Here is a 22,223-nt window from a genome sequence, read left to right as displayed (position 1 = left end):
GCGTTTACTATATCAATTCTTTGCTTAGAATACCTCAATCTTTCATCCGGAACATGCCTCAGTAAAAAAGACTGCCAAGTCGTTCTGGCAGACCTGCTATTAGTGCTTCCCAAATCCATCGCCACACGTAATATCCAATTCAAGAATATCGTATATATTTTGTTTGGAATCCTCTAATTTTTTTTGAGCTTCTTCCATTTCTGAAATTTTCCCTTTAATGATGCGTGTTTGTTCCTCTTTTGATATTCCTTTTTTCGAAATCATGAATTTTATATCGTGAATCGAAAATCCAACAGCCAAACCATTTTAACAGTGTTTAGATGATTAACAATTCCTAAAGCGTAACTCCGATAGTTATTCTGTTCTCTCCCGGTTGAAATGATTACGACCTGGACCTAATCAACCATTACACTTGAAGACTAACCTGACGATGGATGTTGTTATTCATCAATATCATGCAAGAGCAAAGCTCGGTTTCAGATCACGTCCAAGTGATCCAAAACCGAGCTTTGTTTGTTTTAAGCGATAGATATGTGAAACAGCTGGCATCCGTGGATAAAAATTAAGGAACGGCCACTTTGATAGCGGGGCGCACGCCGTCGCGAGCTAAGTTAACACGGCCATAACTGCGTATACTGCTGCGTGGGCCAATAAAATAAGCACGTGAACAACTAACCGGCTGGGTTCTCAGCCACCACCAAGAGCAGCCTAATTCCTCACCCTTCTCGATGATATAGTCAGCTTTGACGGTTTTATCATACACATACAGGTGACAGCCATCTTCCTTTTTCAGTTTGGAAAATTCCGTTCCTATTGCCCGACGTTTCACGCTTAAAGCGGCTTCATCATGTTTAGAGGTCAGTTCTTTCACCTCCGCAACACTGAGCAGAAAAACCTCGTCGTCTGTGTCCACGCTCCCCTCTCCGTTGTCCGTGCAATGTGAAGTCTTGATAAGCCGTTTCTCGGAGTCATTGAATGCAGTGTTATAAAACTCATCGTTCAGCCATTTTCGCATATCAGAATTACGCCATGAGATATCGACAAATTCACCATGATACCGCCTGCATTCCAAAATGTACTCGCTCAACAGGAACAGCTCGCTGCCTGCATTTTGCAGCACCCGCCACCTGATCGGCGTTCTGTCTGCGCCGCCCGCGGTCTGAGGATAAATGCCGAAGGTAATGATTGCGCCGGGCTCTGCGTTCCGAAACGGCGTGCAGGCAAAATTAACATTTTCCAAAAAAATCTCCAACTTTCGTTTTTAATTTAATTGTACAACGTTGATGCAATAACTAAGATGGGTTCTTCAAACCCTTGATTTATCATGCAATCCATTTCAAAAAACTTAACATACATATTTTAATGTTTTACTTTAAGTAAAGACAGCAGCTGGAGAAAGCCGGCAAGCTATTCATAGCCAAAACCGGCTCACTGCAAGAAGTTAGGAGTGGCCTCGCTTTTACACATAAAAAGACCCGATGATCTAGAAAAGCATCATCGGGTTACCGTTTCCATATTTCACAACGTGTCCATTAGCGAAATGGAGTATCGTTGGGCAGCCATTCCTTGCAAGTATCAGCACGTAATTGCAGCTCATTATACAGCATCCCGGCATGGTAACCGTCGCATATAGCATGGTGGAATTGCCCGGATAGTGGCAGCAGTATTTTGCCTTCCTGCTGAAAGAATTTCCCCATTGTAAAGATGGGGAGCAAAAAGGTTCCCTCGTTATAGATATTCAAATTAAAGCCTGTGAAGCTAACCCAAGGTATGCTAGAAATAGGGAAGGTGTTGGGCGGCTCGTTTGGTTTAGAGGCAAATTGTTTAACCTTTCCGTACTTTTTCATATCATCAAGATAACGGCTGTAGAAATCATTAAAATCTTCGCCGTACAAAGTCCACATGCTTGAAAAAGTCTTATCATCATCATGGAAAATGGTAAAGCTAGGAGACAAACGATCCCAATAGCCTAATGTACCATCCGAATGAAAGCATGTGCGAAATTCATGATGGCTATTCACCACAGCAGCTATCATGTGGATGAGGGCGGGATAAAGCTTAATCTCCTGACTCTTGAGTTCTGTCAGCAGCCGGGTAATATCTATATTTGACGTCATGCTAAAGGTACATCTGACCTTGTTTATATAATGCTCAAAGTACGGTTTCCTACTCCAGTTATCCATAATAATCGGATTAAAGTTCATTTATAATAACCTCCTAAAATGATTGCTTTTTCGTTTTAGGAGGTTTGATCCACTGCTTTAACCATATCCTCTTCACAATCCCTTTTATTATTTTAATGCGGAGAAAAAAAAGCCGCTCTCTTTGCGGCTTTTTTCATTTATGTTATCCGAAATCTTATGTCTATACACCTAAAATCCCGACCGAAAGGGATTGCCATTATAACAAAGGCGCACCCAAGGAGTAGCCGACGATCATCAGCAGCAGCACCGTGATGTGGTTCAGCGAAAAAATGAACATCGAACGCGCCCACTTTTCCTCCGGCTTCCGACGATATCCGTCGACGCTCAGAACTAACCAAGCCAAGCTCAGGAGCGCATTCGCCACAGCGATATACGGATTAAAGGACCAGAACATGAAGCTGCTCAGGAACAACGCAACCAGATATACATTCATCTGCACATACGTTCTGCGAATGCCCTTGACGACCGGCAGCATCGGGATGTTAGCCGCCCGGTATTCCTCCATACGACGAATGCCGATGGCATAAAAATGCGGCATCTGCCAAATCACCATTAACAGGAACAACGCCATTGCACCAGGGTGAAAAATGTCAGGTGAAATAGCGGCCCAACCGATCAGCGGAGGCATCGCCCCTGACAAGCTGCCCACCTCCGTATTATAGATGGTTCTGCGCTTCGTCCACATGGTATAAGGCACGACATAGAGGAACAGCCCCAGAAAGCCGCAGTAAGCGGCAAGCGGAGAAGACATATACAACGCGACAAGGCCGCCGGCCGCGATCCAGATCCCCATGATTAGCCCGCTCCCGACATCAACGATTCCGGATACAGTCGGCCTATTTTTCGTCCGTTCCATAATGGCATCGATATCGCGATCATATAAATTATTGAAAATGCCGGCTGCTCCGATCACCAAGGCAGATCCGATCAAAGCCAACACGATGTTGCCGATCTTATCGAAAAACGATAAGTGATGAACGTACAGCGCCATGCTAAGCCCTGCAATCATCGCAATGAGGTTCGACTTAATAATGCCAAACTTTATCGTCTCAAAGAGCACCTTCGTAATGGAGATCGGCATTCGTTCGATACTATTTGTATTGCTTTGCATCAGCATGTGAATAACACTCCCTGTATATGTTTTCATTTCTATAGGTTTCTTTAGGTTACTTCTATAGGTTACCATAAAGCGACACTTATGTGCTGCTACTCAATCAACCCTCATGATTCTGTCAAAAATCCTTGTCGCTTTCGTGAACAACCCGTTTGCGGGTTCAAGACGGTACTGTCAATAACTAGCCTTTATCAATAAAATCATGATTATTCATGTATTCTATCCTGGCTGACTGATTTTTTTGACTATTAATAACGACGTCGCCCTGTTTTAAATTTTTGTGTCGTCATTTCCTAAAATAGAAGAGCGCAAAACTTTATTGTTCAGAACATCACTAACCCATTTTACATTAGACACTTATATAAGTTAGTGATATAGTTTTATTCATGAAACCTAAAAATAACTTGAACGAGTTGAACGTTACTGACTTCGCTATGGTGTTCGAAGATTTAACGAGGATTTTCATTCGGATGCCGTCCATTGAAAAACTAAGCTTCACTACCCTTTCCGTCCTGCACACGTTGTCCCTCAAGAGTCCCATGCGGCTTACTGAGCTGACCGTTAATGAGCAAGTTACGCAGTCGGGAATCACACAGTTGGTTACCCGGCTTGAACGAGACGGGCTCGTCGAGCGCCGGCCAGATCCAAATGATGGCCGAGTCGTTCAAGTCCATATTACCGCGCTAGGGGCAAATGTTATTGATTCGCGTCGTTTGAATCGCATAACGAAGCTCTCGAAATTCAGTGAAGGGCTCACTGAGGAGGAAAAACAGGCAATCGCCTCCGCCATTCCCGCATTAAGGCGTCTGGTCGAACTAGGAAACGATTCGTAGTCGCGATTGCACTTTCTGTTGTTCATACCCGAGTGACAGACGAAAGAAACGAATACAAGGAGGAACACTTATGACAACAGCTCCTTTCGTGCTTGAACCGAGTCCGATCCACGTATCAGATGAGTTACTTGCTGATCTTCAAAATCGTTTAAAGTCCACCAGATGGCCACTCGATGCTGGTAATGATGACTGGTTTTACGGTGTTAGTCGGAACTATCTGGAGAAACTCGTCGACTACTGGATTAACGAGTTTGACTGGCGCAAATCCGAGAAGGCGATCAACGCCTACGAACATTATAAAGTAAATGTCGACGGAGTTCCTGTGCACTTTATGCGCAAACCCGGCGTGGGGCCTAATCCTGTACCCTTGATCCTGTCCCATGGCTGGCCTTGGACGTTCTGGCATTGGTCCAAGGTCATTGATCCACTAGCGGACCCTGGCGCATTCGGGGGCGATCCGGCTGAAGCATTCGACGTAATCGTGCCCTCCCTTCCTGGCTTTGGGTTCTCGACGCCACTGCCGAACCATCCAGACATGAACTTTTGGAAAATTGCCGATCTCTGGCATACGCTCATGACCGATACTCTCGGCTATGCGAAATACGCGGCAGGGGGATGCGATGTAGGTGCTCTCGTGACCGGTCAACTGGGACACAAATATAGTGACGAGCTCTACGCCATACACATCGGGTCTGCTCTAAAACTGAGCTTCTTTAATGGAGATCGCGGGTGGGATTTCGCCGGAGGCCGTCCCATTCCCGACAACATCACTGAGCAAGTCAGATCGCAAATTTTGGAGTTTGATCGCCGTTTCGCATCGCATCTCGCCGTTCACGTTCTTGATCCCAGCACACTCGCCTACGGACTGAGCGACTCGCCAGTTGGCATGCTCGCATGGATCTTGGAACGATGGACCAAATGGAGTGACAATAACGGCAACGTCGAGAATGTCTTTACTAAGGACGACATCCTTACACACGCAACCATCTTCTGGGTCAACAACGCCATTGAAACCTCAATGCGCATCTATGCAAACAATAACCGCTATCCATGGACACCCGATCATAGTCGCTCGCCTGCCATTGAAGCACCAACCGGTATTACCTTTGTGGGCTACGAAAATCCGCCGGGTATCACGACCGAAAATCGCATACCGAATTTTCTCGACAGCGATCGGGCTCCTTGGTATAAACATGTCAACATCACAGCCCACGAACATGGTGGACACTTCATCCCCTGGGAAATTCCGGACAAATGGGTTGAGGATTTGCGCCGCACCTTTCGAGGACGTCGATAAAAGATCCAACCGAACCAAGCTTTCCATAAAGGATCGCAGTTCTTTGGTCGATTGGGATAATTAGAAAACAAGGGTGTCACCTAATGATTATGCATAATAGGTGGTACCCTTTTTATTAAGACTGGGGGCGTTGATTTGCCGAGGCTTCGGAGTTTAGAATTTAACATTTTGATTGGATAATGCGCAATTAAGTTCGCAAAAGTAAAAAAGAAAAGTCATCGATCGGTATCTACGAACAAATGCTATGTCCGAAAATCAGAGTGTACTGACGCTATGAAGCTTACCGTTCAGGCTGCCGTGTGCATCGCTTCGACATACATATGGGCGAGGTATATCTCTTTGTACCTAAAATGCGGAAAGGAGGCTATGTGCTGTTTTTTATCATGGAGAAATAGCGTTTAGAAATCGCCTTGCTTCATATGATTGAGGAAGCTTATGTTCAAAGTGTCTCCACCGCAAGATCAAGAAAATAGCCCGTTCTTTGGGGATTTGTTGCTAAATTGAAACAGATCTGGCTACACTTCTCCGTTGCACTAAGCCTTTTTTTAGACATGAAAAAAACTCCCCTTACAGTAACAGGTTTTATTATTTCACCTGTCTACCGTATGGGGAGCATATCCCTTTTTGGAATATGATCTTAATGTTGTAATAATCAACTGACTCCCTGTGACAGCGGAAATATCACTATCATTAAGCTGGATACATTTGCGTATTAGGCTTTACTGTGCAGGGTAACTAGGTAACCGTCTGGGTCGGCAAATGTAAAGGTTCGCCCGAATGGTCCATTTATTGGTGCGGATGTAATTTTCACGCCTGCTGCAGTCAGCTTGTCGTGAATTTCTTGCGTATCAGGGGCATAAAGCCACAGAGCGACACCAAGTCCAGGCTGAGTACCTGAACCGAGCTCTATTCCTGGCATTAGGTCACGAAGAGCAAATGCAATAGGTTTTGTTTCAAAGACCACAGCATGAGGTGGTCCCGCCTGTGAGCGGACGAGTCCAAGATAGTTTTGATAGAATTCAGCAGAGCCTTCAAGATTGCTCACTTGAAGTGAAATAAAGTCGGGTCCAATTGCTGACATAATGTCCTCCTTAGTATATGCGGTTGTATTTGTTGCGAAAACAATTCATTAATGACCCATGTACTGAGTGTGTTAATGTTTAATTTGTGCTGCCCTATACTGTGCTAAAGGAGTCGCTTCGTAAATAGACTCAGTAGACAGCTGAGAGAGCGATAATTATTTCAACATCTCCATTTGCCATCGCTTCAAAATAAGCCTGTTCAATCTTCAGTGCACCATTCGTTTCATTCAAAGCCATGTCATGTTATGTAAATAACCTCACTTTCATCTTGTATGTCTCGATCATACAATCCCCCTACTGCCAACTGTATGTCAGTAGCGTTCTTTCATTTTTTCGAATTCTACTATCATTCGATTTTTGAATGATTCAGGTTTAGTGACTACCACATCTGCCCCCCACCCAAGAATTCAACACAACAATTCTCCCGGTTGACGCGCCGTGCCAGTCTATATCTTTATTTTCTCAGTCAGTATCTTTATTTTGCGAATCTAACACTTTATTGATCGCACTTTTCCGTTTTGCCATCATGATCACCACCGAAACAAAATAAAATAGGGCTGCCCGAAGGCAGCCCCATAATAATATCATGTTGTTTATTCCTGATGTCGAATCTGTAAACTGTAGAAGAGCTTCTAGTAGCAGTATGTCTGTTTGTGCGAGTCTACAACTTTATTTTCTTAGTCTAATACTTTATTTTCTTCTAACAAAAGGTGTAAGGTGAAATAAAACTATGGAACCAATTATGTTGATTTTATGCGGTTTGTAACGTCACGTGATAAGCATGGAAAAATAAAAGTCTGGAACTACCGCGAATTACCATTAAATAAAAGTTGGAAACCAAACTTCCTAGTTACATAAGCTCCTATCAAGGTTAAACTTTATTAAAAACTACCTTAAACTTCGCTAGTGCACGCCCAACCGTAACCGCTGTTTGGTTAAGAATATAATCAATCTTAATATAAATTTTGATTCAGGGTCGTTTTGAATGTTTTTCAACTTCCCCCCTATCTCCTCCGACGATAAGCTCCCAGGGTTATGATTCCTTCTACTTGTCGTGACTTTATTACTGTTAGGAGTCCAATCAACGTTCCAGTTGTCGATATTGTAAGTTACAAAATGATTATGTGAAAAAACCTGGATTTATAACAGGACCATTTATTCGTTCAATGCAATCAGCTGAATTAAATTAAATACACCATGGAGCTATACACTGTCCAAGTATTAGAGCCGCCTTTTCTATGAGTATTGTTTTTATAAAAGTTGTAGGGACATCCATCGCGGGACGTTCTTGGTTTGGGCGCTAAACGATTCAAAGCTTATCCATTAAAATTCGCCGCTCTCAAGCTTACACACCAATCGTTCAAACTCGTTTCCTATATTCCTTGGCTCGCATGATTGCCTCAGCCCGGTTATTTACCCTTAACTTGCGATAAATGTTCTTCAAATGGAACTTCACCGTATCTTGAGTGACATTCAATTGATCGGCAATTTCCTTATAAATGAATCCCTCCGCAAGCAATTCAAACACCTTCTCTTCCTTCTCGGTCAGAGCCTCATTAGACAAAGATTTAGGAGACGGATTTCTGCTCACAGCGTCGAGAAGCAGACGGATATAGTTCAAGGGCAACAATGTCAATGCTGTCTTTTGCTGTTGATTCAGAAGATCGGCAAGCATCTCGACCATCTGAGGGCCTTCATCAAGATAGCTGCGGATGTAGCCCAACGGTTCCGAGAGCCTCAAGGCAATAGCCAGCGGCGCAAGGGCTGCTTGGGGCTCCTCGGATTGCCGAAGTACCATGCTATGCAAGATTTTCAGCCTGATCCGTTCTCGCAGACGATTTTCCTTTTCCGCAAGTTGCTCCAGCTTCTCAAACAATTGCAGCGCATCCTCGATCCGTCCATTACCCGCAATCACCCTGACCATTACTAGATACTCTTCGAAATACCGGGCCGAAACCTCGTCCGAATGCGACAATCCACTCTGTTCGAGCCAATCGTTTGCCTTCTGACGCTGCCCTTGAAGCAGATACAGCCAGGCTTGCTCCGCCTTGATTCTTTTCCAAATAATAGGCTGATCCGGCGAGTCGACGCTCGAACCGAGATGGGTAAGCCATTCGATTGCTTCCTCCTCTCTTCCGAGAGCCTGCTTGAGTCGGGATGACACCAGGCCCAAATGAATCCAAGTCCATACGTTGGCACGAAGATCCTTTCGGCTGAGCGCTTGTCCAATATACGACTCCGCTTCGTCCAACCGATTCCACTCGTGCATAAGCGAACTATAGGATAGATACGCGTAGCCGACAAAGGGATAGTTCGGTTTCTTCCCCCACATCGTTATCAGCTTAAGCTGGAATTGTTCCATCTCGTGCAGATCGACGGCCAGCGAGAGCGGATCCCCGAATCCTTCGTGACCTAAGTACCGTTTGGTCGAGGCTTTCTGGAGGCTGCTCCCTTCTGGCAAATAATGCTCCAACCGTTCAAAATAATGAAGGGCTCTCGGCATATTCTGCTGCATTCGGAAGAAGAGTGCATTTAAGTAATAGAGATTGCCCATCAGTTGCTTCCATTCCGGCTCAGGGATGGACTCCTTCATGGCTTCGAACCGTCTCTCCGCTTGCTCGGCCTTACGCAGTCCTTGCTCCCAATCCCGATCCATCAGGAACTGCGAGATGCGGTACAGCTGAAACATCGGCTTGTGTTCAAAGTTGCTCTCCGGCAAGGCATTAATCCATCTTCGAACCACGTGGCTCCTCGATTGTAAGAGTTCCGGCATGATGCGGTCGATAATCCGGACGGCATCCTCTGCCTGTCCTGTCCTAATATAATGCTCCACCGCTTCTTCATAGAGCCCCTCGTTCTCATGCCAGACCGCAGCCCGATGATGGGAAAGTCTCCACAGTTCCGGGTAGTCCCTAGCGCACAGCTGCTGCAAGAACTCGGACAACAGATGATGATAGCGGAACCAATCGCGCTGCTCATCCAGCGGAATAATGAACAAATTTAGTTGCTCCAACCGCTCCAGTTGGACCTGGCTGTCGGCTTGTCCCGTCACCGCCGCGCACAGCTCCCCGTTCACGCGGCTCAGAACGGAGGTAGCCAGCAGAAATTCCTGCAAGGATTCCGACAGATGCCCGAACACTTCTTCCAATAAATAATCGGAGATTTGGCGCTGCTGGCCGCTGAACTGGCGAATCGTTTCGGCGATATTGCCGCTTCGTTTGAGTGTGATAGCCGCAAGCTGAAGTCCGCTTACCCAACCTTCCGTCTGCTCAAACAACGTAGAGATTTGCCTTATCGATAGCGATAAGTTCGTCATCTCTCGGAAGAAAACAACTCCCTCCTCCAACTCGAATCGCATGTCTTCTATTCGAATAACGTTGATCTCGCCCTTGGCAAGAAGTCTGGTCGTGGGGAAAGACAGCTCGGTGCGGCTTGCGATATAGAGATGGAAGTACGGAGGCAGATGCTCAAGCATATATCGGATCGACTCGTTAACGAACGCATTCTCGATGACGTGATAGTCGTCCAGAATGAGTACAAAATCGCCGCGAATCGAGCTTAGCTCGTTCAGAAACGCCGATACCGCGAAATCGATAGAAGCCGCAGACTCTTGCTCAAGCAGGAATTCGATCGATTCCCCGAACAGCGGCAGTCTTTCTCGTATGGAAGCTAAGACGCAGCTCCAGAATGCGCCCCAATCGTTATCGTATTTATCCAGGGAGACCCAGGCAACTGAAGCTCGGCATTGCCTCGCCCATTCGCTTAAAGCTGTCGTTTTACCGTAGCCCGCCTGGGCCGATAGCAAAGTCAGCTTGGTCTCCATGCCTTCCTCAAGCTTGCGCGTCAGTTGCGGCCTAGTCACCAAAGATCTGCGCGCTGGGGGAATGAGATATTTGGCACTGCGAATCATATTCAAAGCCTCCAAACGCCTAAATTAAAAATTCCATATAATCGATTATATTCGATTAAATTGGACAATTGCAAAACCCCTGTGCTATAGGGCACAGGGGTCTTTCGTCAATCCGGTTTATTCTTTTGTTTTCTGCTGCTCTAGCATTCGCAGGAGAACCGTCACCGCTTCCGCCCGGCTTGCTTTGGCTTCGGAATCGAACCGATTGTCTCCCGTTCCTTGCATCAGACCGGTCTCCTTGAGAGCGGCAACCGCTCCCTTCGCCCACGTCGGAATCTCGCTGTTATCCGCGAAGCCGGTCGCGGCATTCGCTTCGACTGTCAGATTTAGCGCCTTAACAATCATCGCCGCCATCTCGACTCGCGTAATCTCAGCGTTCGGACGGAAGGTACCATCGTCATAACCGTTGATGATGCCAGCTTGTTTAGCCTCCGCCACGGCATTCTTAGCCCATGCAGGAATTTGTGATGCATCCTCGAAGGCCAATTCCTCCGTTGCTCCTGCAGGCTTAATCGCATTCATTAGCATCACGGCGAATTGAGCTCGCGTAACTGTGAGATTAGGCTTGAACGTTCCGTCCGGATAACCAGTCGTGATCCCTTGGCTAGCTCCTTGGCGAATCGCTTCCTCCGCCCAGTGACCGGCGATGTCGCCGAATTCGATTACCGGCTTCGCATTATCTCTTACAGCTAACACGGCGAATTTCGTGAAGTGATTGACCTCTGCGGTAATGAAGCCACCGCTTACAGCGCCGCCAACCTCCACCCATTCTTTCTTCTCTTCATCATAATAGAAGATGGAAGCACGCTCGCCGTCGCCTAGCTTCTTCGGATCGAAGGCCAGCTTCAACGTAATGTTTTTCTTGAAGTTACCTGGGACATTCTTTAACACTTCGAAGACTTCGCTAACCAGCACTTCGTTATTCTTCAACAATTCATCCGTGTCCAACAAGGTCTCGATTGTCACTCGCAAACTTGTGTCCGTCGCGCCGGCGGGGATCTCGATGGTAATCTCTTCATCGCTCAAGCTAACCGTTCCCGTTCTACCAATAGGAAGCGTCAACACTCCATTGCCGGAGATGATTGGGCTGTTATCCGGAACGCTTACGCCTCCACCACTGTCGCCGCCGCTTGGAACTTTCGTCCACTTCGCATACAACGTCGTATTCGCGCTTACCGTATCCGTTAAGAAGTTCCAAGGCGAGGCGTAACCCTCATCTTTATACCAGCCCGAGAACGTGTAGCCTGCTCTCGTCGGATCAGCCGGCTTCGTGACGGTCGCGCCCGCAGCGATGCCATTCAAGCTCGCTACCGCGCTGCCTTCCTTCGAGTCGAAAGTCACCGTGTACGTCGGTACCGGAATCGCCGTCCATTTCGCATACAACGTCGCATTCGCGCTTACCGTATCCGTCGTGAAGCTCCAAGGCGAGGCGTAACCCTCATCCTTATACCAGCCCGAGAACGTGTAGCCCGCTCTCGTTGGGTCGGTTGGCTTCGTGATCGTCGCTCCCGCAGCGATGCCAGTCAAGCTCGCTACCGCGCTGCCTTCCTTCGAATCGAACGTCACCGTGTACGTCGACATCGGAACTGCCGTCCATTTCGCATACAACGTCGCATTCGCGCTTACCGTATCCGTTGCGAAGTTCCAGGCCGACGAGAAGTTTTCATCCACATACCAACCCGAGAATGCATAGCCCGCTTTTGTCGGATCGGCTGGCTTCGGGACGGTCGCTCCGGAGAGGATGCCTGTCTCGCTCGCTACCGCACTGCCTTCCTTCGAATCGAACGTCACCGTGTATGTCGGCACCGGAACTGCCGTCCATTTCGCATACAACGTCGTATTCGCGCTTACCGTATCCGTCGTGAAGTTCCACTCCAAGGCGTAGCCCTCATCCTTATACCAGCCCGAGAACGTGTAGCCCGCTCTCGTCGGGTCGGATGGCTTCGTGATCGTTGCTCCCGCAGCGATGCCAGTCAAGCTCGCTACCGCGCTGCCTTCCTTCGAGTCGAACGTAACCGTGTACGTCGGCACCGGAACTGCCGTCCATTTCGCATACAACGTCGCATTCGCGCTTACCGTATCCGTGGAAAAGTTCCACTCCGAAGCGTAGCCCTCATCCTTATACCAGCCCGAGAACGTGTAGCCCGCTCTCGTCGGGTCGGATGGCTTCGTGATCGTTGCTCCCGCAGCGATGCCAGTCAAGCTCGCTACCGCGCTGCCTTCCTTCGAGTCGAACGTAACCGTGTACGTCGGTACCGGAACTGCCGTCCATTTCGCATACAACGTCGTATTCGCGCTTACCGTATCCGTCGTGAAGTTCCACTCCGAGGCGTAGCCCTCATCCTTATACCAGCCCGAGAACGTGTAGCCCGCTCTCGTCGGATCGGATGGCTTCGTGATCGTCGCTCCCGCACTTAAGCCTATCGCGCTCGCTACCGCGCTGCCTTCCTTCGAATCGAACGTCACCGTGTATGTCGGCACCGGAACTGCCGTCCATTTCGCATACAACGTCGCATTCGCGCTTACCGTATCCGTCGTGAAGTTCCACTCCGAGGCGTAGCCCTCATCCTTATACCAGCCCGAGAACGTGTAGCCCGCTCTCGTCGGGTCGGATGGCTTCGTGATCGTTGCTCCCGCAGCGATGCCAGTCAAGCTCGCTACCGCGCTGCCTTCCTTCGAGTCGAACGTAACCGTGTACGTCGACACCGGAACTGCCGTCCACTTCGCATACAACGTCGCATTCGCGCTTACCGTATCCGTGGAAAAGTTCCACTCCGAAGCGTAGCCCTCATCCTTATACCAGCCCGAGAACGTGTAGCCCGCTCTTGTTGGGTCGGTTGGCTTCGTCACAGTCGCTCCCGCAGCGATGCCAGTCAAGCTCGCTACCGCGCTGCCTTCTTTCGAATCGAACGTCACCGTGTACGTCGACACCGGAATCGCTGTCCACTTCGCATACAACGTCGTATTCGCGCTTACCGTATCCGTCGCGAAGTTCCAGGCCGAGACGTAGACCTCATCCTTATACCAGCCCGAGAACGTGTAGCCAGCTCTCGTTGGGTCGGTCGGCTTCGTGATCGTCGCTCCAGCACTTAAGCCTATCGCGCTCGCTACCGCGCTGCCTTCTTTCGAGTCGAACGTCACCGTGTACGTCGACACCGGAACTGCCGTCCACTTCGCATACAGCGTCCTATTCACGCTCCACGCATCCAAGATTACCGTATCCGACGCGAAGTTCCAGGCCGACGAGAAGTTTTCATCCACATACCAACCCGAGAATGCATAGCCCGCTTTTGTCGGATCGGCTGGCTTCGGGACGGTCGCTCCGGAGAGAAGGCCGGACGCTCTCTCAACCGAACTTCCTCCTTGCGAGTCGAACACCACCGTATACGTCGGCGTCCACTTCGCGTACAGCGTCATATTCTCATTTACCGTATCCTTATCGAAATCCCATAAGGTAATATAATTCCCTTCCTTATACCAACCCGCGAAGAGATAGTCATCACGGGTTACCTCCGGCCTTGCAATCGTCGATCCCGGGCTAACTTCATACAAATCCGCGACCGGATCGACACCGCCATTATTCTCGACGAAGGTTACCTTGTAGCCCGACGGCGCGGCTGCCCGCGTTACCGTCAGGGTGTAGTTGGCCGTAGCCAACCCATTCTCCGACGTCACCACGACCGCAATCGTATTGCTCCCGACCTCCAAGGGAATCGCCTCGGATAACCCGCCGTTCGCCACGCTTTTTCCGTTTACGGTAATCGTTACATAATCCATTTTGGCTACCGGATATACTCTAGTGCTCGTCACGCCGTAGGCGAAGTTAACGGAGTATTTTTTGTTATCGTCAGGATCGACAACGGGTACGCCGTTGTTTAGCCCCAGTTCGATAAGCGAAGTATCCGCGCCCGGGAGACGATTAATAATCAACGTATAGGTTCGGGTTGTCGTCCCGTCACTCGCCGTCACGACGACCGTTATCGTGTTATCTCCCATTAGTAAGCCAACGGGTACTTTGACGCCTCTTGTCGCTTCGATTCCGTTTACAGTGACGGTCGCCCCGCTATCCTCGGGTTGGGGATCGATCAGAACCTTGTTCTGGCCGATGAAAGCTATCGAATCATAGAACGGCAAGCTCTTATTAAACCCGAAGCCGACGGGTAAATCCCCCGGTATTTCGCTTTCCAGAAATAGGCCTAGAAAATTCAATATGGTGTTGCTACCCGGTCCACCCGCTCGAGTTACCGTTAAAGTCGTGATTTTCTTATCCCTTTCTAGAGGCGGGGCTGGTGTCACCAGAATCTCTATTGTGTTAACTCCAACATTCAGGGCAATTGCTCCCGACGGACTGCCGCTAGGTACCTCTACGCCGTTTACCTCAATCTTGGAATCAGCGTCTACCGCCGTCGGCGTAACCGTTATCTCGCTCACGTCGTTCGCAACGTCCGCATAGAATTTCCAAGTGTCCATGAGATCCTCCACAGCCTTGCCGCTAGACAAAGTTAAAGAAGTTAGACTCGTGACCCCGCTTCCTGCAGAAGAATAAGAGGGAAATAACCCCACTACTATTATCAAAACCATAAACAATGAAATACTACGCCTAATCATTAGTTTCTACTCTCCTCTTATCGTTGTGTAGATAGAGTCCATTTGTCACTCTCGAGCTATACAAACCATCCTCTATACTATAAGAGATAGCAGGGCTGAATTGACCTACCCGAGAGGGTAGTTCAATGAGCTAAATCGGGTAGTTAGGTTCATGTTTACAGATTCGGCTGCCCCTTGGTTATAAAAAGGAAAGGAAACCCCTAAGTCTAGAGGTCTCCGCGTTCAATTCAATAAAAAACGCCAAGCCGGATGAGATTCAGAGCTTAGCGTCCTCTTGGCGTTCCGGTCAACCTTTATGAGCACTGAAGGCCACGCCTTCGTTTATCAGGCGAGTTGTTGATGATAAGAGGCCATTGCAATTCGTTCCAGGACCATAGAAGTTGGATGATGACGATCGCGACCAACGCGGATTTTACCAAAGGCAACATGATATATCGGAACGTCTGGAACAGACTGCATCCGTCCAGAGTCGGGGCTTCCTATCTTCATACCCGCAACGATTACTTCCGGCCATCGTACCTCCGGCCCGACCCGCTTGCCTTTCTAGCTCCGCAGCACTGCACTTGGGTCGAAATGTTCGATGAACCGACGCAGGAGAAAATCATTCAATAAGCCGAAATCGAATCTCGACAACGGCATACCCTCGGGATTCTAATCATCGACGATTACGGGATGTTGGACTTCGATAAATTTCAGTTCCCCGATCCGAAGGACATGCTCTCGGCGCCGGCTATCCGATAAGCGAGCTTAGCATGTGCTGGAAGCTCGGAAGGCAACCGCTCATCGCAACTCCCTCCTTAAATTGCTTTAGTCAGAATAATTTCCAAAGCCTGATTTTCCCACATCAAACAGCCCGAGTCCTTGTATCCCAGTTTCCGATAAAAATGCTGCGCATCCTCGTCCGCCTGCGTTGAGGTCATGACGAGCTTGCAGCCTTGCTCCCGCATATGCTGCTCCCAAAGCAGCGTCGCGGTTTTGCCGAAGCCCTTGCCCCGCTCCCGCTCATCCAGCCAAATCATGTTCAAAAACGGTGTATTGTCCCAAAAATAGCCGTACCTCATCCAGCCGATTCTATCGCCTAGCTCGTTCCGAAACACATAATATTCTCGATTCTCAATCTTCCTGCCTATAAGACTCGCTAAAATATGATGATCCCGATCAGCAATAAATGCCTCATCTGCCGCTGTCGCCCATTCAATCGTCATAGCTTCACTCCCTCATATCAATCCGTTAACGCTAACTATATCATGTAAGATTTACGCTCTCCTAGGTAAAGAAGCATTTAAGAACAACTCTTGAATGAATGACACACGGTTTTCTGCCACCATCAGTGAGCAAGTCCTTATCAAGCTCATAGAGTGCAGATTCAGTCAAAAGTGCAACCAAAAGGACCTCAAATTCCACTGAAAGCGGAGATCGAGGTCCCTTGGTTGAAAGAAACTAAGTATTTTTCAGCTATTACCGATCTCTAAAAAATTAATCACACATTACATTAGATAAGTTTGGTTTGCTGTAAAAGCTTCCATACGATCATAGCTACTTCCGCCCGATTGATATAAGCTTTCGGCGATAGCGTGTTTCCTCCGCGGCCCGATACCAGACCAGCCTCCACGACCATCGCCGCACCGCTTTTCGCCCATTCCGATAGGCTATCCGAATCTACAAAACGGTGGAGCGGAGCAGAGGAATTAACCGTCTGCTGGCTTTTATCCGTATGAATCAGCATCATGGCTTTGGCAAGCATGATAAACGCCTGTTCTCGCGTTATGTTATCGTTCGGTCGGAACGTCTCGTCGCCGAAGCCTGAAATTAAGCCATACTCATAGGCCGTTTGTACGGCGCCGCTATACCACTCCTCCTCCTTCACGTCCACAAAACGCATCGGCCCCTCCACCCTGCTCAGCCCAATGCTCCGCACGAGGATTCCCGCAAACTCGGCTCGGGTTATGTCGCGATTGGGATGGAAGAATCCGTTTACCGGAGCACTCAGAATCAGACGCGACCCCAGGTCGTTTACGGCTGGTTCGGACCAATGCTTCTCCACGTCGATGAAGCGTTGCGAATGATGAATAACGGCATAGGTGCCATTCGACAGGTCGCTGATTTTCACATAGCGTTTGCCGTCGACCATCACGATTCTACTCGGAACATGACGAATCGTTCCATCCGGTTCAAGAGCGACTGCTGTCGTGATCCGATTCACATCCACCTCCGGCGCAATCGCCAGAAGTCTATCTGGGTAATTCGAATACCGGATCTCCTCCTCCGTCTTATCGCCATACTCCACCTTGATGGCAAACGTGATAGCTGGCGAGATGATCTCCGCATCTAACCGCTCAGTTACATCCTGCAAGCGCTTGGATGTTTCACTCGTAGCATGGCCGACGGAGAGCCATACCTTTACGTCTTGCAGCAGCATTTGGCTACCCAAACGCTCCGCGAAGATCGCGTCGCTATAGATTGATTGAGCAGGCAGTGTGAAAACTGTCTTCTCCGTCTGAATGACCAAGGTCGTCGCTTTCTGCTTCAGGTTGTGGAGCAGTTGGCCGTTTAGCTTGATGTTTACCGTGTCGGTGCCATTAGCCGCAACAATGGACAGGACAGCTCCCGGCTTTTCTTGCCCTAACCTGGCCGTTAGCTTAGCGGAATCCAGCTCGGCCGTGATGACCGTTCGCCCCGCTAGGGTCGTTGCAATGACAGGACCAAGCTGTTCCACCTGCTGACCGTTCACCAAAAACTTCACCCATTCCATCGTTGGGGACGAAGTCTGCGCTGGTGACGTTGTGACGCTCGCCGTCGGCCTAACGGAATGAGATGCAGCAGATACGGCACCAGGTCCGACGCTGTTGATTGCCCGAACCGTAAACGTATAGTCCGTCCCATTGGTCAGCCCTGTGACTTCCATTTGCGTTGTCGTTCCGATTACCGTAATTCCGCCCGGGCTAGCCATCACCTCATACCGAAAAATGGCGCTCCCCCCATGGTCAGCCGGAGCATCGAAACGAACGGTGGCTATCGTGTCGCCCGCGCTCGCTCGCACGTTCGTCGGAGCTAATGGCACCGTTGCAGGTATCGCACTGGCTTCTTCCGAGAAAGGGCTTGAGCCGCCCGAATTGCTAGCCTTGACCGCAAAATAATAGGTAACTCCATTGGTTAACCCTGTCACTTCGTAGGTTGTATCCCCCACCGTAGCGACGGAATCGCTGAAATCGCCCGAAGCCGTCGCTACATAGATCTCATATGCATCAGCATGCTCCACCGCCTCCCAATTCAAGGCAACGCTTCGATCTCCAGCTATAGCTTGTAGCGAAGTCGGGCTTGCAGGTACGCCAGGCAGGGTAATGTTCTGCGTAACGGTAAAGGTCCGATCGCTCATAAGGGCAGCGGATACGGTAACCGTTGTGGTGTAACTCCCGGCTGCGAGACCATCCTTGACTTTGACTGTAAAGCTGGTGGACGGCGCACCGCTATTTAAGGTGGAGGCAGGCTGCGAGATTTCAAAAGCTCCGGCGTCTGCTCCCCCCTTCGCTACGGATAAGCCTGTTAAATGTCCCGTACCGGTATTCGTAACGGAAATCACCAGCGTTTGCTGAGTACCGGGTCCATACCCTTGCGTCAAGGCAGATGCAGTCTGATGATCTATCGCTTCTATTTCGTAGGTAAGAACCTCGGTTGCGGTGACGGAAACGACATTGCTTGTTACGCTGGCGGTCTTCGTTCCATTCACGCTCGCATTCGTGTTCGTCACTACGACGTAATAATACCTTGTGCCAGCCATTGCTGTCGGTGCGTTGTAGCCCGCGCTGGTCGCTCCATTCACCAACATGCCTCCGCTCGTGCTGTTGCTGCCGTTGCTGTACCACTGGTAGCTCAGCACACCTCCATCACTCACACTCGCCGCTACATTAAGCGTCGCCGTTCCTCCAACGTTCACCGTCTCATCCGCTGGCTGTGTCCCAATGTTTGGCGTAGCGGCGTTCACTAGCGCGTTCACCGTCACCAATGCGGTTCCACTCGTCACGCTAGCCATCTTCGTTCCGCTCACGCTGGCATTCGTGTTCGTCACTACGACGTAATAATACCTCGTGCCAGCTGTTGCCGTCGGTGCGTTGTAGCTTGCACCGATCGCTCCGTTCACCAACGTGCCCCCGCTCGTGCTATTGCTGCCGTTGCTGTACCACTGATAGCTCAGCACACCTCCATCACTCACACTCGCCGTTACATTAAGCGTCGCCGTTCCTCCAACATTCACCGTCTCATCTGTCGGCTGCGTCCCAATGCTCGGCGTAGCCGCGTTCACCAGCGCGTTCACCGTCACCAATGCGGTTCCACTCGTCACGCTAGCTGTCTTCGTTCCATTCACGCTCGCATTCGTGTTCGTCACTACGACGTAATAATACCTAGGGCCAGCCGTTGCTGTCGGTGCGTTGTAGCTTGCACCGGTCGCTCCGTTCACCAACGTGCCTCCGCTCGTGCTGTTGCTGCCATTACTATACCACTGGTAGCTCAATATACCTCCATCACTCACGCTCGCCGCTACGCTAAGCGTTGCCGTTCCTCCAACGCTCACCGTCTCATCCGCTGGCTGCGTCCCAATGTTTGGCTCAGCTGCATTTACGAGCGCGTTCACCGTCACTTGAGCTACTCCACTTATCACGCTAGCCATCTTCGTTCCGCTCACGCTGGCATTCGTGTTCGTCACTACGACGTAATAATACCTCGTGCCAGCCGTTGCCGTCGGTACATTATAGCTAGCGCTTGTCGCACCATTCACCAACGTACCTCCGCTCGTGCTGTTGCTGCCGTTGCTATACCACTGGTAGCTCAATACACCTCCATCGCTCACGCTCGCCGCTACGCTAAGCGTTGCCGTTCCTCCAACCTCCACCGTCTCATCCGCTGGCTGCGTCCCAATGCTCGGCGTAGCGGCGTTCACGAGCGCGTTCGCTGTCACCGAAACAACATTGCTCGTAACGCTCGCCGATTTTGTTCCCTCAGCGCGCGAATTTGTATTCGTCACCTCGACGTAATAGTACAGAGTACCTTCAGTGGCAGTCGGCGCGTTATAGCTTGCGCTGATCGCTCCAGTCACAAGCGTACCGCCGGAGGTGCTGTTGCTGGTATTGCTGTACCACTGGTAGCTTAACGTCCCGCCGTCGATGGTGTATGCCGTCACTCTAAGCGTCGCCGTTCCTCCCACATTTACCGCCTGATTCGCTGGCTGTGAACTGATGGTCGGAAAATCAGCGTTAATCAACATCCTGGCTGCCCTAACCTGACCGGAATAACCATTGGCTTCAGCCCAAAACGCATATAAATCACCATTAAATTGTTGCAGGGAAGGTTCCCAAGCTGTATCGGCAAAGCCGGCATTAATACCATTTGAACCTCCATCATCTACAGATGACCAACTTGTTCTATCATACTTTTTTACCCGAATTTGAGCTCTAATAGTACCATTATCTTCAAGCCATGTAACGTATAAATCATTATTGAACACCATCGGTTTAGGAAAAGATGCTTCCCTGTTAGTATTTACATTCAAGCCAATTGAACCCCCGCCATCGACGCTCGTCCAGCTTGCTCCATCATACTTCTTGACTCTAATCTGACTACTCTCATACCATGTTGCATACAGCGCATTATTAAATTCGATTAATTCGGGCGCTAATGCGTTTAAAGAAGGATTTACGTTTATACCGTCGCTTCCTCCACCATCGACACTAATCCAACTGGAGCCATCATATTTCATTACTCTCACTTGTGCAGCACTACTATTATATTCATACCAAGAAATGTATAAAGCATTGTTGAATACAGCCATCGTCGGATAGGTTGCAGAGCTCAATGGATTTGCGTTCAAACCTGTAGAGCCTCCGCCATCGACACTGGTCCAATTGGTACCGTCAAAGCTCATTACTCGAATCTGATTAACTCCGCCGTCTACCTTCTCATGCCAAGCTACGTAAAGGTTGTTATTCATGACGGCCATGCGTGGAGCAGATGATGTTGCCGAAGCGCTTCCATTCAAGCCGCCTTCATCGACACTGATCCAACTGGTTCCATCGTATTTTTTTGCGCGAATCTTACCCGTTTCCTCCCAAAGCAAGTATAAAATATCCTCATAAACAATTAAGGAAGGGTTAAGCGCTCGATCTGCTGGATTTATATTCAGACCGGTCGTACCGCCTCCGTCTACGCTTCTCCAGGTTGTTCCATTAAAGCTTTTTACTCGAACCTGATTAACTGCCGATGCCCTTTCAATCCAGGCTGCATAAAGAATATTATGGTGTACGGCCGTACGCATAGCTTGCGGTGCATGACTCGAAGTATTCACATTCAGGCCAGTATTCCCGCCGCCATCCACCATAATCCAATTAGAGGCTGCTGCTTCAGCCGTTCCAGGTCCAGCTATCAACGTCAGTATCATACTTACTATTAACAGATAAATCAGCGATCTGCGTTTCACAAGCTTCATAAGTATCTTGTTCCTCCTTGTAATCCCATTTCTATTCTGAAAAAAATAATAACCATACTCGACTACCCCACCTCTAAACTCTCTCTCCCTCCCGTCAAAGCTTATGATGCGATTCCTGTATTTTTTGTCAGAGTATTTCTGTGTTGGTCTGATCGAGCAATGCTTGCAGCAAAGATGGTGGACCACTTGCGTTACCTTGTGCTGAGGAATGGAGAAGAGCCCGGGGACATTATGTGCCTAAACGTATGTATTGACTCAGAGGCCTCTTGATTAGCAGCAATTAGATGTTGGAAAGTGCCACATTTAAAAAGATCTAAATACTCGCTTTCCGTAAGGCAAATCTAAATTAAGTATAATGGTTGAAAAACAAAAAATGACCTACCCAGACGGGTAGGTCAACAAGGAAAAGGGGTAGGTACACGTAGGCGTTCTATAATTACATTTCAAACTAACTTGTCTCCCACAAGCCCCAAACGACGCGCTATAATCACATTTCTAACCATACTATTACGTATATTCTAACGTTCAGGCATGGCTAAAGTTCCTTCGGGTTGGCCAGCGCGCCGGAGGCAAACAACGCCCAAAACGGTATAAGGTCCCATCGTAGCTTCTCGATCCTGTTTGGACTGCCATAGCTGAGAACAGCAGGTTTATTGGTCATCGGAGACACGTTGTAACTGGCGATTGGAACGAAGCC

Annotated in this window: 12 protein-coding genes; 2 read left to right on the top strand and 10 right to left on the bottom strand. The window is 49.1% G+C overall.

Annotated features, from left to right (window positions below; translation table 11 throughout):
- Positions 1–99: 99 nt before the first annotated feature.
- The 4 genes from BBD42_RS31735 to cyoE form a co-directional block, all read right to left on the bottom strand.
- Positions 100–264, bottom strand: coding sequence for a hypothetical protein (locus tag BBD42_RS31735; protein ID WP_172455470.1), 165 nt, complete (start codon positions 262–264; stop codon positions 100–102).
- Between the two features lie 298 nt (positions 265–562).
- Positions 563–1,240 (bottom strand): DUF6273 domain-containing protein, encoded by a 678-nt coding sequence (locus BBD42_RS12260; protein ID WP_099518346.1) that lies wholly within the window; start codon positions 1,238–1,240, stop codon positions 563–565.
- Between the two features lie 292 nt (positions 1,241–1,532).
- The gene (gene catA, locus BBD42_RS12255) at positions 1,533–2,204 is read right to left on the bottom strand and encodes a type A chloramphenicol O-acetyltransferase (protein ID WP_099518345.1); all 672 of its coding nucleotides are present in this window, start codon (positions 2,202–2,204) and stop codon (positions 1,533–1,535) included.
- A 196-nt stretch (positions 2,205–2,400) separates the two neighbouring features.
- On the bottom strand, positions 2,401–3,321 hold the full coding sequence (gene cyoE / locus BBD42_RS12250) for a heme o synthase (protein WP_099518344.1): 921 nt from the start codon (positions 3,319–3,321) through the stop codon (positions 2,401–2,403).
- Positions 3,322–3,704: 383 nt separating this feature from the next.
- On the opposite strand from cyoE, the gene BBD42_RS12245 reads away from it, so the two are divergent.
- Both BBD42_RS12245 and BBD42_RS12240 read left to right on the top strand, forming a co-directional pair.
- Entirely contained in the window at positions 3,705–4,151 is a 447-nt protein-coding gene (locus BBD42_RS12245; protein ID WP_099518343.1) for a MarR family winged helix-turn-helix transcriptional regulator, read from the top strand.
- Between the two features lie 70 nt (positions 4,152–4,221).
- Positions 4,222–5,448, top strand: a complete 1,227-nt coding sequence (locus BBD42_RS12240) for an epoxide hydrolase family protein (protein ID WP_099518342.1) — start codon at positions 4,222–4,224, stop codon at positions 5,446–5,448.
- Positions 5,449–6,160: 712 nt separating this feature from the next.
- On the opposite strand, the gene BBD42_RS12235 is transcribed toward BBD42_RS12240, so the two are convergent.
- The 6 genes from BBD42_RS12235 to BBD42_RS12210 all read right to left on the bottom strand — a co-directional run bounded on the left by BBD42_RS12235 (position 6,161) and on the right by BBD42_RS12210 (position 21,526).
- The gene (locus BBD42_RS12235) at positions 6,161–6,529 is read right to left on the bottom strand and encodes a VOC family protein (protein ID WP_099518341.1); all 369 of its coding nucleotides are present in this window, start codon (positions 6,527–6,529) and stop codon (positions 6,161–6,163) included.
- A gap of 1,361 nt (positions 6,530–7,890) precedes the next feature.
- Positions 7,891–10,440: a winged helix-turn-helix domain-containing protein gene (locus BBD42_RS12230; RefSeq protein ID WP_099518340.1), complete on the bottom strand. Its 2,550-nt coding sequence runs from the start codon at positions 10,438–10,440 to the stop codon at positions 7,891–7,893.
- 117 nt (positions 10,441–10,557) lie between these two features.
- Complete coding sequence (locus BBD42_RS12225) at positions 10,558–14,910, bottom strand: InlB B-repeat-containing protein (RefSeq protein ID WP_172455469.1); 4,353 nt, start codon at positions 14,908–14,910, stop codon at positions 10,558–10,560.
- A gap of 431 nt (positions 14,911–15,341) precedes the next feature.
- The gene (locus BBD42_RS12220) at positions 15,342–15,476 is read right to left on the bottom strand and encodes a hypothetical protein (protein ID WP_099518338.1); all 135 of its coding nucleotides are present in this window, start codon (positions 15,474–15,476) and stop codon (positions 15,342–15,344) included.
- A gap of 369 nt (positions 15,477–15,845) precedes the next feature.
- A complete protein-coding gene (locus tag BBD42_RS12215; RefSeq protein ID WP_099518337.1) occupies positions 15,846–16,253 on the bottom strand; it encodes a GNAT family N-acetyltransferase in 408 nt (135 codons plus the stop codon).
- A 287-nt stretch (positions 16,254–16,540) separates the two neighbouring features.
- Entirely contained in the window at positions 16,541–21,526 is a 4,986-nt protein-coding gene (locus BBD42_RS12210) for an S-layer homology domain-containing protein (protein ID WP_099518336.1), read from the bottom strand.
- Positions 21,527–22,223 lie beyond the last annotated feature (697 nt).

It is taken from the genome of Paenibacillus sp. BIHB 4019, assembly GCF_002741035.1.
GTDB lineage: Bacteria > Bacillota > Bacilli > Paenibacillales > Paenibacillaceae > Pristimantibacillus.
The sequence above is the reverse complement of the archived record's forward strand: the minus strand, read 5'-3'. Positions and strand labels throughout refer to the sequence as shown.

What these genes read in the sequence shown, in the direction of transcription:
- BBD42_RS31735 (WP_172455470.1), bottom strand. Translation starts at nt 264, where the DNA reads ATGATTTCGAAAAAAGGAATATCAAAAGAGGAACAAACACGCATCATT.
- catA (WP_099518345.1), bottom strand. Translation starts at nt 2,204, where the DNA reads ATGAACTTTAATCCGATTATTATGGATAACTGGAGTAGGAAACCGTAC.
- cyoE (WP_099518344.1), bottom strand. Translation starts at nt 3,321, where the DNA reads ATGCTGATGCAAAGCAATACAAATAGTATCGAACGAATGCCGATCTCC.
- BBD42_RS12245 (WP_099518343.1), top strand. Translation starts at nt 3,705, where the DNA reads ATGAAACCTAAAAATAACTTGAACGAGTTGAACGTTACTGACTTCGCT.
- BBD42_RS12240 (WP_099518342.1), top strand. Translation starts at nt 4,222, where the DNA reads ATGACAACAGCTCCTTTCGTGCTTGAACCGAGTCCGATCCACGTATCA.
- BBD42_RS12235 (WP_099518341.1), bottom strand. Translation starts at nt 6,529, where the DNA reads ATGTCAGCAATTGGACCCGACTTTATTTCACTTCAAGTGAGCAATCTT.
- BBD42_RS12230 (WP_099518340.1), bottom strand. Translation starts at nt 10,440, where the DNA reads ATGATTCGCAGTGCCAAATATCTCATTCCCCCAGCGCGCAGATCTTTG.
- BBD42_RS12225 (WP_172455469.1), bottom strand. Translation starts at nt 14,910, where the DNA reads ATGGACACTTGGAAATTCTATGCGGACGTTGCGAACGACGTGAGCGAG.
- BBD42_RS12220 (WP_099518338.1), bottom strand. Translation starts at nt 15,476, where the DNA reads ATGTTGCCTTTGGTAAAATCCGCGTTGGTCGCGATCGTCATCATCCAA.
- BBD42_RS12215 (WP_099518337.1), bottom strand. Translation starts at nt 16,253, where the DNA reads ATGACGATTGAATGGGCGACAGCGGCAGATGAGGCATTTATTGCTGAT.
- BBD42_RS12210 (WP_099518336.1), bottom strand. Translation starts at nt 21,526, where the DNA reads ATGAAGCTTGTGAAACGCAGATCGCTGATTTATCTGTTAATAGTAAGT.